Genomic DNA, 14,477 nt, shown 5'->3' with positions numbered 1-14,477 from the left:
GGGTAAGGCGTAGCCGCCACCCGGCTTTTTTATTAACGCGACGTCTCTTCCACCAGCGGACCATCCTGTTTGTCATCTCCAGGATGAACCGGGGCGGTACTGTGGATTTCATTCACGCGTTTACGCACGCCAAACCAGCCAGCAATCAACAGCACCGCCAGAAGCGGGATTGTAGCGATGGTGTAGGTGCCGTTAGGGTAGTCGAACGCCATCAGCACCAGCACGCTCAACAGGAATAGCAGGGTAAGCCAGGATGTTACCGGCGCGCCCGGCAGCTTGAAGCTGACGTCAGCCGCTTTCCCTTCTTTAATTGCTTTGCGCAGACGCATCTGACACACCACGATAAAGGCCCAGGAGGCGATGATGCCCAGCGCAGCGACGTTCAGCACGATCTCAAACACCTGAGACGGCACGAGATAGTTCAGGAACACGCCAAAGATATACACCACCAGCGTAGCCAGAATACCCGCGTAAGGCACCTGCTGCTTGCTCATCTTCGACATAAACTTCGGCGCAGAGCCCCCCATCGACATGGAGCGCAGGATACGGCCCGTCGAATAGAGCCCGGAGTTCAGGCTGGAGAGCGCGGCAGTCAGTACCACGATGTTCATGATGCTGCCCACGTACGGCACGCCCAGCTTAGAGAAGAAGGTCACAAACGGGCTTTGCCCCGCCTGGTATGCATTCCACGGCAGCAGCAGTACCAGCAATACCACGGAGCCCACATAGAACAGACCGATACGCCAGATCACGCTGTTGATGGCTTTTGGCACCATCGTCTGCGGATCTTTACATTCACCTGCCGCCGTACCGACCAGTTCGATGGAGGCAAAGGCGAACACCACACCCTGCACCAGAACCAGCGCTGGCAGCAGGCCGTGCGGGAAGAAACCACCGTTATCGGTAATCAGGTGGAAGCCGGTGGCGTTGCCGTCCAGCGGTTTACCGGTGCCGAGGAATACGGTCCCGACCACCAGGAAGATCACAATGGCCAGCACCTTCACCAGCGCGAACCAGAACTCCATCTCGGCGAACCATTTCACGCCAATCATGTTCATGGTCCCGACGATTGCCAGCGCCCCGAGGGCGAATACCCACTGCGGCACATCGCCAAACGCGCCCCAGTAGTGCATGTACAGCGCAACGGCGGTGATATCGACGATACCGGTCATTGCCCAGTTAACGAAGTACATCCAGCCCGCGACATACGCGGCCTTTTCACCGAGAAATTCACGGGCGTAAGAGACAAAGCTACCGCTGGAAGGGCGGTGGAGCACCAGCTCGCCGAGGGCGCGAAGAATGAAGAAAGAGAAGATCCCGCACACCAGATAGACCAGGGCGAGAGCGGGGCCAGCCATTTGCAGACGTGCGCCTGCACCTAAAAAAAGACCTGTACCGATAGCGCCGCCGATGGCGATCATCTGAACCTGACGGTTGCCCATCGCCTTGTGATAGCCCTCTTCATGAGAGTTCAACCAGCGACGTTTAGCAGCATGATGATCGGCTGCGCTTTTATTGCTTGTTTTCATTGAGTTACCTGTTTGCCTGTCTGAACCATTAACGTGATAGTCCTGCCTGGCAGAAGCCGAAACAAACGATTGCTTCTGCGCAGACACATGCTGCCTTTCCAGTCATTCTGTGTATGGATAAGGCAAAACATGGCGAGGCATCCTACCCGCAATTGATAAGCGACGCAAAATATAACCGTGCCGAAAGTGATGCTCGTCGAAGGAAATCGTGTGGTCAGAGCAGACTGCGATCACAACGCGCTGAATCGTGACGTTTTTTTAGGCAAAAAGGTCGGCGAATGCTGATTTAATCATCAGGTTTACTTAATAGTTACCTATAGGTAGAACTTATGGATGCCGCAGAGCTGCGATAAGTAATGAAAACGCGGAAGTGTGCTGGCGGCGGCTCGGATAATAGAGATGATAACCGGCAAAAGCCGGACACCAGGCTTCAAGCACACGCACTAACCGGCCCTCAGCAAGGGCGTCCTGAACCGCATCTTCCGGGACGTACGCCAGCCCCAGACCGTTTTCGGCGGCATCAATGCGTTGCGGCAGGCTGTTGAGGATCAACTGGCCGTCAACCCGCACGCGCAGCTCACGTCCGTCCCGTTCAAATTCCCAGGCATATAATCCGCCGCGTGTGGGCAGGCGCATATTAATGCAGCGGTGCTGATCAAGCTGCTCCGGCGTTTCCGGTACCCCGAAACGATGCAAATAGTCTGCCGACCCGACGACCGCCATGCGCATGTCCGGCGCAATACGTACCGCAATCATATCTTTCGCCACCTGCTCACCCAGACGCACCCCCGCGTCAAAGCGGCCATCGACAATATCTGTCAGCCCATCGTCCACCGTGACTTCAACGTTGATGTCAGGATACTGCGCCATAAAGGGTTTAAGCACAGGCCACAGCACGGCAGACATGGCGTGCTCCCCGGCGGTTAGGCGAATATTCCCGGCAGGTCTGTCGCGGGTATCACGCAGCGCGGTAAGTTCCTGCTCGATCTCCAGCAGATGGGGGCTTAAGCGCATGAAGAGTTGCTCGCCGGCCTCGGTAGGGGCCACGCTGCGGGTGGTGCGGGTTAACAGACGGACTTCCAGCCTCGCTTCCAGATTGCGCATTGCGTGACTGAGCGCCGACTGAGATACCCCAAGCTGCGCCGCGGCGCGGGTAAAACTGCGCTCCCGGGCGACAACCATAAAGGAGAGCAGATCGTTGAAGTTGTCTTTTAACATGGCGGCTTATCCTATTTATGAATTGAACTCATAGTTCCTTTCTGATTATGCACTCTAATGCTCCCCATGGCTTTACGCTACTGTTAACGCAATAGCAAACGAGGAGTAGATCATGAAAATTATCCGTAGCGGTTCGCTACCTTCCGTTCATGGGCCAGAGGCCTGGTTTACCGGCAGCGCGCGCATTGACGCACCTTTCCAGGCGACTGAACCGGCAAAAGTCGGCGGCGCGACCGTCACCTTTGAACCCGGCGCACGTACCGCCTGGCATACGCATCCTCTTGGACAAACGCTGATCGTGACGCAGGGGCGCGGCTGGTTACAGGAGTGGGGGAAAGAGGCGGAACCGCTGAATCAGGGTGATATCGCCTGGATCCCACCCGGCGTGAAGCACTGGCACGGTGCAAGCGTGCAGACGGCCATGACCCATATCGCCATCGCAGAAGCTGTCGACGGGAGCCCGGTGGCATGGCTGGAGAAGGTCACCGACGAGCAGTATCCGAACGAGTAGCGGTAAGCTATAGCTGATTTCCGGCAATCCAAATGTAAATTAATTGTTTCTCAGAGGTGAAATCCGCCTTTAATAATGACGACATGTTAAGTCAAACGAGAACGCAACATGTCATGGCGAATCAGCCTTCTGGATAAAAGCCCCGTCGCAGAACACGAAACAGCCGCCGATGCGCTGGCGCGAACCTTAGCACTGGCGCAACAGGCAGAAACGCTGGGTTATCACCGCTTCTGGATTGCCGAACACCACAATACCCCGCAGCTTGCCAGCCCCTCGCCGGAGCTGCTGATTGCCTGGATCCTCGGGCAAACAAAACGTATTCGCGTGGGCTCAGGCGGCGTCATGCTGCAACATTACAGCCCCTATAAAGTCGCCGAAAATTTTAACGTACTGGCCGCCATTGCGCCGGGCCGGGTTGATCTGGGCGTTGGCAAAGCGCCCGGCGGTCTGCCGCTTTCTACCCGCGCCTTGCAGTACGGCCTAAATCCGCAGGAAAAAGGCAGCTTTACTGAACAACTGACGCAGCTTGATCGCTGGATCCGCCCTGAAAATCAGTCAGCGGAGGAGGACGTTCGCGCCACGCCGCTGCCGCCGGTGCCTGCCCGGGGATTTCTGCTGGGCGCCAGTACCGAAAGCGCACTACTGGCGGCCTCCCTCGACTGGCATTTTGTCTTTGCCGCCCATCTGAACGGTGATCCTGAGCTGCTGCGCGAGGTCGTCACAGCGTGGCGTCAACACAGCGTCCGGGAGGTGATTGTTGCCGTGCAGGTCATTGTTGCCCCAACCCAGGCTGAGGCCGATGCGCTGGCGCAGAAGGTTGAAGTGTGGGGCGTGGAGCTGGTAAACGGACAGCGCGTCACCGTGGCCAGCGAAGAACAGGCCTACGCCTTTGCGCGGCAGGCGGGGAGTGACCCGGTGCGCATCGCACGTCGGGCGCAGTCTCTGCTGGCCGGAACGGCGGATTCGGTGCTTGAACAGCTCAACGCGCTGCATCAGCAGTGGGGAATTGACGAATTTATCATCGACACGCCGGTCGCTGATGGCGCAACGCGCGTGCAGTCACTGCGACTGCTGGCCGAGGCGCGATTTAACAGGGAGGTGACCGTATGAGCTTTAGCGAACAACTGATTGCCTGGCGCCGTGAGCTGCACCAGAACCCTGAACTCTCCGGTCAGGAGGTCGAAACAACGGCGCGCCTGCGCGAGTGGCTGACGGCGGCCGGGATTGCACCGCTGCCTTACGATCTCCAGACCGGGCTGGTTGCGGAGATCGGCACGGGCAACGCACTGGTTGCGCTGCGCGCCGATATCGACGCGTTACCCATCGACGAGCGCAGTGGGGTGCCGTTTAGCTCCCGGCGTGCGGGGGTGATGCATGCCTGTGGCCATGACATCCACACCAGCGTGATCCTCGGCGCTGCGTTAAAGCTAAAGGAGCGGGAAGCCTCGCTCAACGGTCGCGTGCGGATCCTGTTCCAGCCTGCGGAAGAGAATTTCGGCGGAGCAAAAAGTATGGTGCGGGCCGGGGCGTTACGTGACGTACGCGCGATTTTCGGAATGCATAACGAGCCTTCACTGCCGGTCGGCGAGTTTGCTACGCGCGGCGGCCCATTCTATGCGAACGTCGATCGCTTCGTTATTCATGTTACCGGCAAAGGCGCGCATGCCGCACGTCCCCATGAAGGCAACGACGCCATCGTGCTGGCAAGCCAGCTGGTGACCGCGCTGCAAAGCGTTGCCAGCCGTAACGTCAATACGCTGGATTCGGTTGTTCTGAGCGTGACGCGCATCGCCGGGGGGAATACCTGGAACGTGCTGCCGGAAAGCGTTGAGCTGGAGGGCACGCTGCGCACGCACCGTACGGAAGTGCAGCAGAACGTCAAAGCGCGCGTCGGTGAAATCGCCGCCGGATTTGCCAGCGCCTTTAGCGCGCAGATCAACATCTCCTGGTACGCCGGGCCCACCGCGCTGGTGAACGATGAACACTGGGCCGGGTTTGCCACCTCGGTCGCGCGCGAAGCGGGATATGAAACCCGGCATGCGGAACTGCACATGGGCGGGGAGGATTTCGCGGTCTATCTGCAAAACATACCCGGCGCGTTTGTCAGCATTGGCAGCAACAGTCCGTTTGGGTTACATCACCCGGCATTTAACCCGGACGAAGCATTAATCGAACCCGCTGCCCGCTATTTTGCTCAGCTCGCGGAAAAAGCCCTGCAACACGTTTAATTAATTTGAGGTGAATATGTCTGCACATCGTCAATTGCGGCTGGGGACCATTTTGCATGGTGCATCCGGAAATATGTCTGCCTGGCGCCACCCGGCGGCGGTCGCGGATGCCAGCATTAATTTTGATTTCGTCAAAGAAACGGCTTTAAAAGCAGAAGAGGGCAAGCTCGACTTTATATTTGTGGCCGACGGTCTTTATATTAACGAGAAATCCATTCCGCATTTTTTAAACCGCTTTGAGCCGCTGACGCTGTTGTCCGCGCTGGCGAGTATCACCTCGCGCCTGGGGCTGGTCGGCACGTTATCCACCTCGTACAGCGAGCCTTTCACCGCTGCCCGCCAGTTCGCCAGCCTCGATCACCTGAGCAACGGACGCGCGGGCTGGAACGTGGTGACGTCGCCGCTGGAAGGGTCAGCGAAGAACTTCTCCCGCGAAAAACACCCGGAGCATGCGCTGCGCTACCGCATTGCCGATGAGTATCTCGACGTGGTGAAAGGGCTGTGGGACTCCTGGGAAGGGGATGCCTTTATCCGCAATAAAGAGAGCGGACAGTTCTTTGATGCGTCGAAACTGCATACTCTGGATCACCACGGTGATTTCTTCCAGGTTTCCGGCCCGCTGAATATTGGCCGCACCCCGCAGGGACGTCCGATTGTCTTTCAGGCTGGTGCGTCCGACGACGGTAAAAAGCTGGCGGCAAAACATGCTGACGCGATTTTTACCCACCATGACACGCTGGAAGAAGCCCAGGCTTTTTACCACGATGTTAAACAGCAGCTGGAAAGTCACGGCCGCCGCGCAGGGGATTTATATATATTCCAGGGCGTCAGCGTGATTGTTGGAAACGACGCCGATGACGTAGAAAACCAGTATCAAACCACGGCGGCACTGGTCTCCATTAATGATGCGCTGAATTACCTTGGACGTTATTTCGAGCATCACGACTTCAGCCAGTATTCCCTCGACGCGCCGTTCCCGGATATTGGCGATTTGGGCAAAAACAGCTTCCGCAGCACCACCGATGAAATCAAGCGTAACGCCCGTGAGCGCAACTTAACTCTGCGTCAGGTCGCGCTGGAAGCCGCATCGCCGCGCCCGCGTTTTTCCGGCACACCGGAGCAGGTGGCCGATGGTTTACAGGCCTGGTTCGAGGAGAAGGCGGCGGATGGCTTCATCATTCAGGGCGGTACGCCGGACACCTTCCCGCGCTTTGTCGACCAGGTGGTCCCCCTTTTACAGGCGCGCGGCCTGTTCCGCACCGACTATCCCGGCACCACGCTGCGCGAAAGTCTGGGCTTAGACGAGCCCAAAAATCAGTTCACACAACAATAAAAGAGAAAAACGCTATGCAGAAATCATCGCTTATTCTGGCGCTTGCGCTGGCTTTTACCCCTGCCGTCTGGGCAGAGAACGTCAATATTAACGGCACCGGCGTGAGCATTGAGGCCAATAAAACGCCGATCAATACCGCCAAAAACAGCGATGCGATCGCGCAACTGCCGAACGACTATCGCTTTGCCGTGCCGGGGAAATTTACCGTGGCGGTAGCGGGACTGAATCAACCGCCGCTGACGGTCTTTTCCGACGACAACAAGACCCTGCTGGGAAGTGAGGTCGACATTGCGCGTCTGGTGGCGGACAGCCTTGGGCTGGAGCTGAACGTGGTTCCCACCTCCTGGGAGGACTGGCCGCTGGGGGTGGCCTCCGGGAAATACGATGCGGCTATCAGCAACATCACCGTCACCAAAGCGCGCAAAGAGAAGTTCGACTTCGCCACCTATCGCAAGGATTCACTTGGCTTCTACGTGAAATCCACCAGTCCCATCAACTCGCTTGTGAAGGCAGAGGATATCGCCGGGCTGCGCATCATCGTGGGTTCCGGCACCAACCAGGAAGCCATTCTGCTGGCATGGAACGAAGAGAACCTCAAAAAAGGGCTTAAACCCTTTACGCCGATCTACACCAAAGACGACGCGGCCCAAACGCTGGCGCTTCAGTCCGGACGCGCGGACGCCTACTTTGGCCCGAACGTGATCGGCGCCTGGAAAGCGGCGCTCAACGGTAAAACCAAACTTGTCGGCAGCGTCGACGGCGGCTGGCCGAAGGCGGCGCATATCGCGGTGACGCTGAAAAAAGGCAGCGGCCTGGTCGAACCGGTACAAACCGCGCTGAACGGCGCGATCAAGAACGGAGATTACGACAAAGTGCTAAACCGCTGGGGGGAAGGCGTGGAGCGTATCTCCAGTTCCGAAGTTAACCCGGCGGGTCTGGGCGATTAAGGAGGCGCTATGCGCGAACAATTTCGTGACGTTTCGCCGGAAGATGTCGATCTTCAGCCCATTATCGCGGGGCTTTTCGGTGAGTACGCCGCTCGTTACGGCGACTACTTTTCAAAGGATGCGGAAGTCGAGCTGACAGAGTGGTACCTGGCGCCGCAGGGGCTGTTTATCGTCCTGGAGCGCGATGGCGAGATCATCGCCACCGGGGCGTACAAGCCCTTCGACGAACATACCGCAGAGATCAAACGTATCTGGACGAATAAAACGCTGCGCCAGCAGGGACTGGCCGCGCGCGTGGTACAGGAGCTGGAGCGCCGGGCGGTGCTGGCGGGTTACAGCCACATCTACCTGACTACGGGGTTTCGTCAGCCGGAGGCGGTGCGGCTCTATCTCAGTCAGGGGTATCAGCCGCAGTTCGATCTCAACCGCGACCCGGAAGAGTATAGCCAGCCGCCGTTCGACGGTCGGCTGCGTTTCACCAAGACGCTGATCCGCGAAGCGCTCAGCAAAACCGCATAAGGAGCGACGATGAGCAACGTTGAAACCATAAAAGTGGTCCCGGCACGTTATCCGCTGCGCGCTGCTGGCGCCGTGGTGGCGCTGTTTGTGCTGGCGGTCGTGATCCAGTCCGTGGCCTTTAATCCGCGCTGGGAATGGGCGGTATTTGCCCGCTGGTTCTTTGACCCGGTGATCCTCGAAGGCGTCGGACAGACGCTGCTGCTGACGTTGATAAGCACCGTACTGAGCGTGGTGATTGGCGGCATGCTGGCGCTGGCTCGGCTCTCGTCATCATGGCTGTTGAACAGCCTGGCGTGGGGTTACATCTGGCTGTTCCGATCGCTGCCGCTGATCGTGGTACTGATTATCCTCTATAACTTCTCCTATCTCTACGACACGCTCTCTCTCGGCGTGCCTTTTACCGGCATTACCTGGGGCAGCTTTGAAACCATCAACGTTCTCGGGCAGTTTTCTACCGCCATCGTGGGGCTGACGCTGGTGCAGAGCGCCTATACTGCGGAGATCATTCGCGGGGGCTTCCTTGGGGTCGACCACGGTCAGTATGAGGCGGCCGCTGCGCTGGGTCTGCCGGCGTGGCGTCGCACCGTGCGCATAATTCTCCCCCAGGCGCTGCGCACCATCCTGCCGTCCGGGTTTAACGAAATCATCAGCCTCGCCAAAGGGACGGCGATGGTTTACGTGCTGGCGATGCCGGAACTGTTCTACACGATCCAGATGATCTACAACCGCACCCAGGAGGTGATCCCGCTGTTGATGGTGGGGGCCGTCTGGTATCTGGTGATCACCACCGTACTGTCTGCCATCCAGCATGTTATTGAGCGTGGACTCGCCCGCAGCGAGCGCCGCTCCGCCGTAAACCAGAGCCGGGCGACCAGCCGCGCGCGTTCCGTCACCACTTCGTCAGCACAGGAGCCCGTTCATGCAAGCCTCTCCTGAAGGACACATTTCCATAACCGGCGTCAGTAAGTTTTTTGGCCGACATAAAGCGCTCGATAACGTCACGCTTGAGATCCCACCGGGCTCCGTGACGGTGATCCTCGGACCCTCTGGATCGGGAAAATCGACGCTGCTGCGCACTATTAACCATCTGGAGCGCGTAGACGAAGGCTTTATCCAGATTGACGGGGATTACATCGGCTATCGCCGTCAGGGTGACAAACTCTACGAGCTCAAAGAGAAAGAGATCCTCAAACAGCGCGTCAACGTTGGGTACGTGTTTCAGAACTTCAATCTTTTTCCGCATCTTACGGTGCTGGAAAACCTGGTTGAAGCACCCATCGCGCATAAAAAGTTCAGTAAAAAAGAGGCTATTGAAAACGCCTACAGCCTTCTGGATGTGGTAGGTCTGCGCGATAAAGCCGATGCCTGGTCGCGTCACCTCTCCGGCGGCCAACAGCAGCGCATTGCCATTGCCCGCGCGCTGGCGCTGCGCCCGCGCGTGATGCTGTTTGATGAACCAACCTCGGCGCTGGATCCGGAACTGGTTGGCGAAGTGCTGGACGTGATTAAAAAGCTCGCCCGCTCCGGCACTACGCTGGTGGTGGTCACCCATGAGATCGGCTTTGCACGGGAAGTGGCGGACCAGGTGGTATTTATGGTCGACGGTAAAATTGTGGAGCAGGGCAGCAGCGACGACGTGTTAAACCGACCGTCGCATCCGCGAACGCGCCAGTTCCTCTCAAAAGTGCTGTAAGGAGCGCAGATGAAATATGGACTCCTGGCGGGGCTGGTCTTCACGACAGCGAGCCACGCCAGCATTGATTTAAAGGCCAACGAACAGCCGCTGCCAGTGACGGTTGATCAACAGGCAGTGGCGAAAATCCCGGCGAACTATAAATTTGTTGAGCCGGGTACCCTCACGGTGGCGATTTCAGCCCTGAATTCTCCGCCGCTGGCGCTGCTGGCCAGTGATAACCGCACCCGTATTGGCAGCGACCCGGATATCGCCCGGTTGCTGGCGGGCAGTCTGGGGCTGAAGCTGAAGCTGGTGCCAACGGCGTGGGAAGACTGGCCGCTGGGGATCACTTCCGGGCGCTATGACGTGGCGTTGGTGAATATCGCCGTCACCGAGCAACGTAAGGAGAAGTTCGATTTTGCAACCTATCGCGTCGATTCCTTGGCCTTCTCGGTGAAATCCACCAGCAACGTACAGTCGATCACCAGTGCGAAAGATCTGGCCGGTAAAAAGGTGATTGTCGGGTCAGGCACCAATCAGGAACGTATTCTGCTGGGCTGGAACGAAGAGAATAAAAAGGCCGGACGCGAGCCTGCGTTGCCGGTTTATCTGACCGACGACGCCTCAGGCAATCTCTATATTCAGTCCGGCAGGGCGGATGTCTTCTTTGGACCGCAGTCCGTTTCGGCCTACAAAGCCGCGTTAACCGGCAAAACCCGCGTCGTGGGATTAGGACCGAAGAAAGCCTATGTCGCCACCACAACCAAAAAAGGCAATGGGCTGGTGTATGCGTTGCAGGCTGCGCTGGACGGTGCGATTAAGCGCGGGGATTATCAAAAGGTGCTGGCGCGCTGGGGGGAAGCGGGCGAAGCAGTGACGTCTTCAGAAGTTAATCCACCCGGGATAACCTACTAATGGTGCTCTATACCCTAAATAATTCGAGTTGCAGGAAGGCGGCAAGGGAACGAATCCCCGGGAGCGTACATAAGTACGTGACTGGGGTGAGTGAATGCAGCCAACGCACCTGCAACTTGAAGTATGACGGGTATACACTTAGGGTTTTCATCCCTGAGGAGGCAACATGATCAAACTCTATGGCGTACCCGGCTGGGGATCGGCAATCAGTGAAGTGATGCTGACTCTGGCAGACATCCCGTATCAGTTCGTCAACGTGGATGGGTTTGACCAGCCCGGCCCGCAGCGCGAATTGCTGTTGAAACTGAACCCGCTGTGCCAGGTGCCGACGCTGGACCTGGAAAACGGGGCGATCGTGACGGAAACCGCGGCGATCGCCCTGATGGTGCTCGACAGACGACCCGACCTCGCGCCGCCCGTTGGGCAGGCCGAGCGCCAGCAGTTTCAGCGCCTGCTCATCTGGTTTGTGGCGAACGTCTATCCCACCTTTACGTATGCAGATTACCCGGAACGCTGGGTGCCTGATGCCCCGGAACAGCTGAAGAAAAACTGTATTGAGTACCGGAAATCCCTCTATCTGTGGTTTGACAGCCAGCTCAGCGCCTCGCCTTATGCCTTTGGCCAACAGCTAACGCTGCTTGACGTCTATATTGCCGTCGTGCGTACCTGGGGGCCAGGTCATGAGTGGTTTACCACCAACGCACCTAATATCACCGCCATCGCGGATGCCGTCTGCGCGTTGCCAGAACTGCACAAGGTGCTAAAAGCTAACGACATAATCTGATAACGTGGAACGCTAACCTATAAAAGGAGCCCTGCCCATGCCTCACGTTGATATCAAATGTTTCCCACGCGATCTGACTGACGAACAAAAAACGGCCCTGGCGGCGGATATCGCCGAAACGATAGTCCGTCATCTGAACAGCAAAGATCGCTCAATCTCCGTGGCGCTTCACGAAGTCCAGGAAGCTGACTGGAAGGCGCAGGTCTGGGATACCGAGATTGGACCTAAACTGGATGAACTGATTAAGAAGCCCGGCTATTCGATGTAACTCGCCTGCCGGGTGGTGCAGTATCACCCGGCGATCCCCGCCTTTCATTCCTTTCGCAAAAATCGATAATAAACAGCACAACGTTTCCGCTACAATTCACTCCTCCGAACAATATTCGTTAAATCAGCAGGTAAGCACTACAACTGCACCAGATTAAGTACAGATAGTAAAAGGATAATTTTTTCATGACAAAATTACCTCGGTTTTCACTCGCCTTTATTCATCCTCGTTACTGGCTCAGTTGGGCAGGCATCGCCGCACTCTGGTGTACGGTCCAGCTCCCATATTCGCTTCTGTTAAAAGCAGGGCACGGACTCGGGCGTCTGGCCATGCGTCTGCTTCCACGCCGCGTGGAAATCGCCAGACTAAATCTTGAGCTTTGCTTTCCGGAGATGAAAGAGGGTGAGCGCGAGCGTTTGCTTGAGCGTAATTTTGAATCGGTTGGAATGGGCGTCATCGAAACGGGCATCGCGTGGTTCTGGCCTGACTGGCGCGTGCGCAAACACTTCAGCGTGACCGGCTACGAACATATGGAACAGGCAAGGGCGCAAGGAAGGGGCGTGGTGCTCATTGGCATGCATTTTCTCACGCTGGAATTAGGCGCACGCATCTTTGGCATGCTCAACGCGGGTATTGGCGTCTATCGTCCCAACAACAATGCGTTGCTCGACTGGCTACAGACGCGCGGTCGTCTGCGTTCCAATAAAACCATGCTCGACCGTTACGATTTGAAGGGCATGATCCGCGCGCTTAAGCAAAACGAGATCCTGTGGTATGCCCCGGATCACGACTATGGAAAAACGAATAGCGTGTTTGTGCCGTTTTTTGCCGTCCCGGACGCCGCGACAACTGCCGGGAGCTATATGCTGGTGAAGAGTGCCAGACCGGCCGTGATCCCGTTTGTACCACGCAGAAAAGCAGACGGCACAGGGTATGAGCTGATTATCCTGGACGATATTAGCGATACCTTGCAGGGAGGCGATAAAGTGGCCGTGGCTACGCAGATGAACAGGGCGATTGAGCGTGCGGTGATGATGGCACCCGAGCAATATATGTGGCTGCATCGTCGCTTCAAAACGCGTCCTGAAGGGCAACCGGACCGGTATGCGCGAAAAAAACAGGTCCAGTCCTCAGTCAGAACTTTCGCTGCCAGCGATATGTCGGATCGGTCGAGTATCCAGCAGTAACACAGGGGGCGGATACCGTTGCGCTCCGCCCTTTATAAAATCTGCGCCGCTGGATAGAATTACCGCATCCACCTTGTCGGGATGCAAAATATGACCGGAAGAGTCGACTATCACCTTGAAAAATATCTCCTCACCGAAGTCGCCGAGCCAGAACGTCTGACCCGCCAGTGGGCAGAAGTGATGCGCGAGTGTCGCGAGCAAAAATCCGGTGCGGAAGAGCGTTTGCGTCTCGCGCTGCTGAATGTGGATTATGTGACCAGCTTTGAGCTTCCCTTCCGGTTACTCCTCACCCGCGCCCCGCAGTTGATTGATGGGATCAGAAATGAGTTCCAGCTCAGTCAAAAAAATGTCCTGTTCAACGGCAAGCGGTTTGGCTGCGTTTACAGCCTTAAACAGGACCTGGAAGGCGTTCCTGACGAATTTACCTATCACCTGAAAACGCGGATCCAGCGAAGCGACAGCACTGGCGGAAGTGAAGTACCTTACCGGCAAATTGCACAGCAGGTGAAAGCGCCCAGGGAACGACTCAAACTGGCACTCGAAAATGGACTATCTGTAACGGCGCTCGACGGGCTTTTCTGGTTTGGCATTCAGCGCATCGCGGCCGATGTGCAGAGGCTTAGAAAAACGGGCACGAGGATTGTGACGTCAGAGACTGAGGTGTTTGATACGCTTACGATGACAACCCGGCGGATCCCCGTATACAGCCTGACGCAGCCGGAATGAACCTCGGTCGCTGAATCGTCGAGCGTCTCAGAGAAAACAAAAAAAGACGGTAAGCTCTTTCTCAGATATACCGTGCTTCAGCAACGCTGTCATTGACATTATGCCCCTTAGAAAGAGGGGCGTTTCACGCGATGGCATTGCTACTCAGCAAATGCCCGCAATGCCTCGCCATCAAGACGATAGCGTACCCATTCGGACTGCGGTACCGCGCCGATGCTCAGATAAAAATCAATTGCAGACTGGTTCCAGTCAAGCACGCTCCATTCCAGCCGGCCGCAGTGACGTTCCACTGCGCATTGCGCGATATTTTTAAGCAGTGCTTTTCCCGCACCCTTGCTGCGGTATTCCGGGGAGACATACAAATCTTCCATATAGATGCCGTTGCGGCCAAGCCAGGTGGAATAGCTGGTGAAAAAAACGGCATACCCCACAGCATGGCCTGCATATTCGGCAACCAGCGCTTCGGTTTTACTGTCTGCACCAAACAGCGTTTTACGGATTTCGTCCGGCGTGGTGACCACTTCTTCTGGCGCTTTTTCATAGACTGCGAGTTCGTAAATCATATCGTATATTGCCGCTGCATCTTCAGGTCGCGCCTGACGAATCGTAATGCTCATTCCTTTCCCTTTATCTTTGT

Annotated in this window: 14 protein-coding genes and 1 pseudogene; 12 read left to right on the top strand and 3 right to left on the bottom strand. The window is 56.8% G+C overall.

Annotation, left to right across the window (positions count from 1 at the left end; all coding sequences use genetic code 11):
* Positions 1-32: 32 nt before the first annotated feature.
* Entirely contained in the window at positions 33-1,529 is a 1,497-nt protein-coding gene (ansP, locus tag ACOTXC_RS01675; RefSeq protein ID WP_022648235.1) for an L-asparagine permease, read from the bottom strand.
* Between the two features lie 327 nt (positions 1,530-1,856).
* Positions 1,857-2,747, bottom strand: a complete 891-nt coding sequence (locus ACOTXC_RS01670) for a LysR family transcriptional regulator (RefSeq protein WP_063841748.1) — start codon at positions 2,745-2,747, stop codon at positions 1,857-1,859.
* A gap of 112 nt (positions 2,748-2,859) precedes the next feature.
* Here ACOTXC_RS01670 and ACOTXC_RS01665 point away from each other — a divergent pair, with 112 nt between their 5' ends.
* From ACOTXC_RS01665 to ACOTXC_RS01610, 12 genes and pseudogenes are all read left to right on the top strand, one after another.
* Positions 2,860-3,258 carry a (R)-mandelonitrile lyase gene (locus ACOTXC_RS01665; RefSeq protein ID WP_421767346.1) on the top strand — a complete coding sequence of 133 codons (399 nt, stop codon included), beginning with the start codon at positions 2,860-2,862 and terminating at the stop codon, positions 3,256-3,258.
* A 108-nt stretch (positions 3,259-3,366) separates the two neighbouring features.
* Entirely contained in the window at positions 3,367-4,368 is a 1,002-nt protein-coding gene (locus ACOTXC_RS01660) for an MsnO8 family LLM class oxidoreductase (RefSeq protein ID WP_058646546.1), read from the top strand.
* Positions 4,365-5,486 carry an amidohydrolase gene (locus tag ACOTXC_RS01655; RefSeq protein ID WP_421767345.1) on the top strand — a complete coding sequence of 374 codons (1,122 nt, stop codon included), beginning with the start codon at positions 4,365-4,367 and terminating at the stop codon, positions 5,484-5,486. The genes ACOTXC_RS01660 and ACOTXC_RS01655 overlap by 4 nt, the downstream gene beginning before the upstream one ends.
* 16 nt (positions 5,487-5,502) lie before the next feature.
* A pseudogene (locus tag ACOTXC_RS01650) lies at positions 5,503-7,766 on the top strand (NtaA/DmoA family FMN-dependent monooxygenase).
* A gap of 9 nt (positions 7,767-7,775) precedes the next feature.
* Entirely contained in the window at positions 7,776-8,285 is a 510-nt protein-coding gene (locus ACOTXC_RS01645) for a GNAT family N-acetyltransferase (protein WP_023306272.1), read from the top strand.
* Positions 8,286-8,294: 9 nt separating this feature from the next.
* Positions 8,295-9,221 carry an amino acid ABC transporter permease gene (locus ACOTXC_RS01640; RefSeq protein WP_023300190.1) on the top strand — a complete coding sequence of 309 codons (927 nt, stop codon included), beginning with the start codon at positions 8,295-8,297 and terminating at the stop codon, positions 9,219-9,221.
* Positions 9,205-9,978: an amino acid ABC transporter ATP-binding protein gene (locus ACOTXC_RS01635; protein ID WP_022648226.1), complete on the top strand. Its 774-nt coding sequence runs from the start codon at positions 9,205-9,207 to the stop codon at positions 9,976-9,978. The genes ACOTXC_RS01640 and ACOTXC_RS01635 overlap by 17 nt, the downstream gene beginning before the upstream one ends.
* Before the next feature lie 9 nt (positions 9,979-9,987).
* Positions 9,988-10,875, top strand: coding sequence for an ABC transporter substrate-binding protein (locus tag ACOTXC_RS01630; RefSeq protein WP_048965890.1), 888 nt, complete (start codon positions 9,988-9,990; stop codon positions 10,873-10,875).
* 166 nt (positions 10,876-11,041) lie between these two features.
* Positions 11,042-11,659, top strand: coding sequence for a glutathione S-transferase family protein (locus tag ACOTXC_RS01625; protein WP_421767344.1), 618 nt, complete (start codon positions 11,042-11,044; stop codon positions 11,657-11,659).
* 37 nt (positions 11,660-11,696) lie between these two features.
* The gene (pptA, locus tag ACOTXC_RS01620; RefSeq protein WP_022648223.1) at positions 11,697-11,927 is read left to right on the top strand and encodes a tautomerase PptA; all 231 of its coding nucleotides are present in this window, start codon (positions 11,697-11,699) and stop codon (positions 11,925-11,927) included.
* A gap of 185 nt (positions 11,928-12,112) precedes the next feature.
* Entirely contained in the window at positions 12,113-13,114 is a 1,002-nt protein-coding gene (locus tag ACOTXC_RS01615; protein ID WP_421767343.1) for a Kdo(2)-lipid IV(A) acyltransferase, read from the top strand.
* Positions 13,115-13,204: 90 nt separating this feature from the next.
* Positions 13,205-13,840, top strand: coding sequence for a helix-turn-helix domain-containing protein (locus ACOTXC_RS01610; protein ID WP_022648221.1), 636 nt, complete (start codon positions 13,205-13,207; stop codon positions 13,838-13,840).
* Between the two features lie 140 nt (positions 13,841-13,980).
* On the opposite strand, the gene ACOTXC_RS01605 is transcribed toward ACOTXC_RS01610, so the two are convergent.
* Complete coding sequence (locus ACOTXC_RS01605; protein WP_022648220.1) at positions 13,981-14,457, bottom strand: GNAT family N-acetyltransferase; 477 nt, start codon at positions 14,455-14,457, stop codon at positions 13,981-13,983.
* Between the last annotated feature and the right edge of the window lie 20 nt (positions 14,458-14,477).

The organism is Enterobacter cloacae complex sp. IR5428 (assembly GCF_049238585.1).
GTDB lineage: Bacteria > Pseudomonadota > Gammaproteobacteria > Enterobacterales > Enterobacteriaceae > Enterobacter > Enterobacter intestinihominis.
This window is presented reverse-complemented; position numbering and strand designations above follow the sequence as displayed.

What these genes read in the sequence shown, in the direction of transcription:
- ansP (WP_022648235.1), bottom strand. Translation starts at nt 1,529, where the DNA reads ATGAAAACAAGCAATAAAAGCGCAGCCGATCATCATGCTGCTAAACGT.
- ACOTXC_RS01670 (WP_063841748.1), bottom strand. Translation starts at nt 2,747, where the DNA reads ATGTTAAAAGACAACTTCAACGATCTGCTCTCCTTTATGGTTGTCGCC.
- ACOTXC_RS01665 (WP_421767346.1), top strand. Translation starts at nt 2,860, where the DNA reads ATGAAAATTATCCGTAGCGGTTCGCTACCTTCCGTTCATGGGCCAGAG.
- ACOTXC_RS01660 (WP_058646546.1), top strand. Translation starts at nt 3,367, where the DNA reads ATGTCATGGCGAATCAGCCTTCTGGATAAAAGCCCCGTCGCAGAACAC.
- ACOTXC_RS01655 (WP_421767345.1), top strand. Translation starts at nt 4,365, where the DNA reads ATGAGCTTTAGCGAACAACTGATTGCCTGGCGCCGTGAGCTGCACCAG.
- ACOTXC_RS01645 (WP_023306272.1), top strand. Translation starts at nt 7,776, where the DNA reads ATGCGCGAACAATTTCGTGACGTTTCGCCGGAAGATGTCGATCTTCAG.
- ACOTXC_RS01640 (WP_023300190.1), top strand. Translation starts at nt 8,295, where the DNA reads ATGAGCAACGTTGAAACCATAAAAGTGGTCCCGGCACGTTATCCGCTG.
- ACOTXC_RS01635 (WP_022648226.1), top strand. Translation starts at nt 9,205, where the DNA reads ATGCAAGCCTCTCCTGAAGGACACATTTCCATAACCGGCGTCAGTAAG.
- ACOTXC_RS01630 (WP_048965890.1), top strand. Translation starts at nt 9,988, where the DNA reads ATGAAATATGGACTCCTGGCGGGGCTGGTCTTCACGACAGCGAGCCAC.
- ACOTXC_RS01625 (WP_421767344.1), top strand. Translation starts at nt 11,042, where the DNA reads ATGATCAAACTCTATGGCGTACCCGGCTGGGGATCGGCAATCAGTGAA.
- pptA (WP_022648223.1), top strand. Translation starts at nt 11,697, where the DNA reads ATGCCTCACGTTGATATCAAATGTTTCCCACGCGATCTGACTGACGAA.
- ACOTXC_RS01615 (WP_421767343.1), top strand. Translation starts at nt 12,113, where the DNA reads ATGACAAAATTACCTCGGTTTTCACTCGCCTTTATTCATCCTCGTTAC.
- ACOTXC_RS01610 (WP_022648221.1), top strand. Translation starts at nt 13,205, where the DNA reads ATGACCGGAAGAGTCGACTATCACCTTGAAAAATATCTCCTCACCGAA.
- ACOTXC_RS01605 (WP_022648220.1), bottom strand. Translation starts at nt 14,457, where the DNA reads ATGAGCATTACGATTCGTCAGGCGCGACCTGAAGATGCAGCGGCAATA.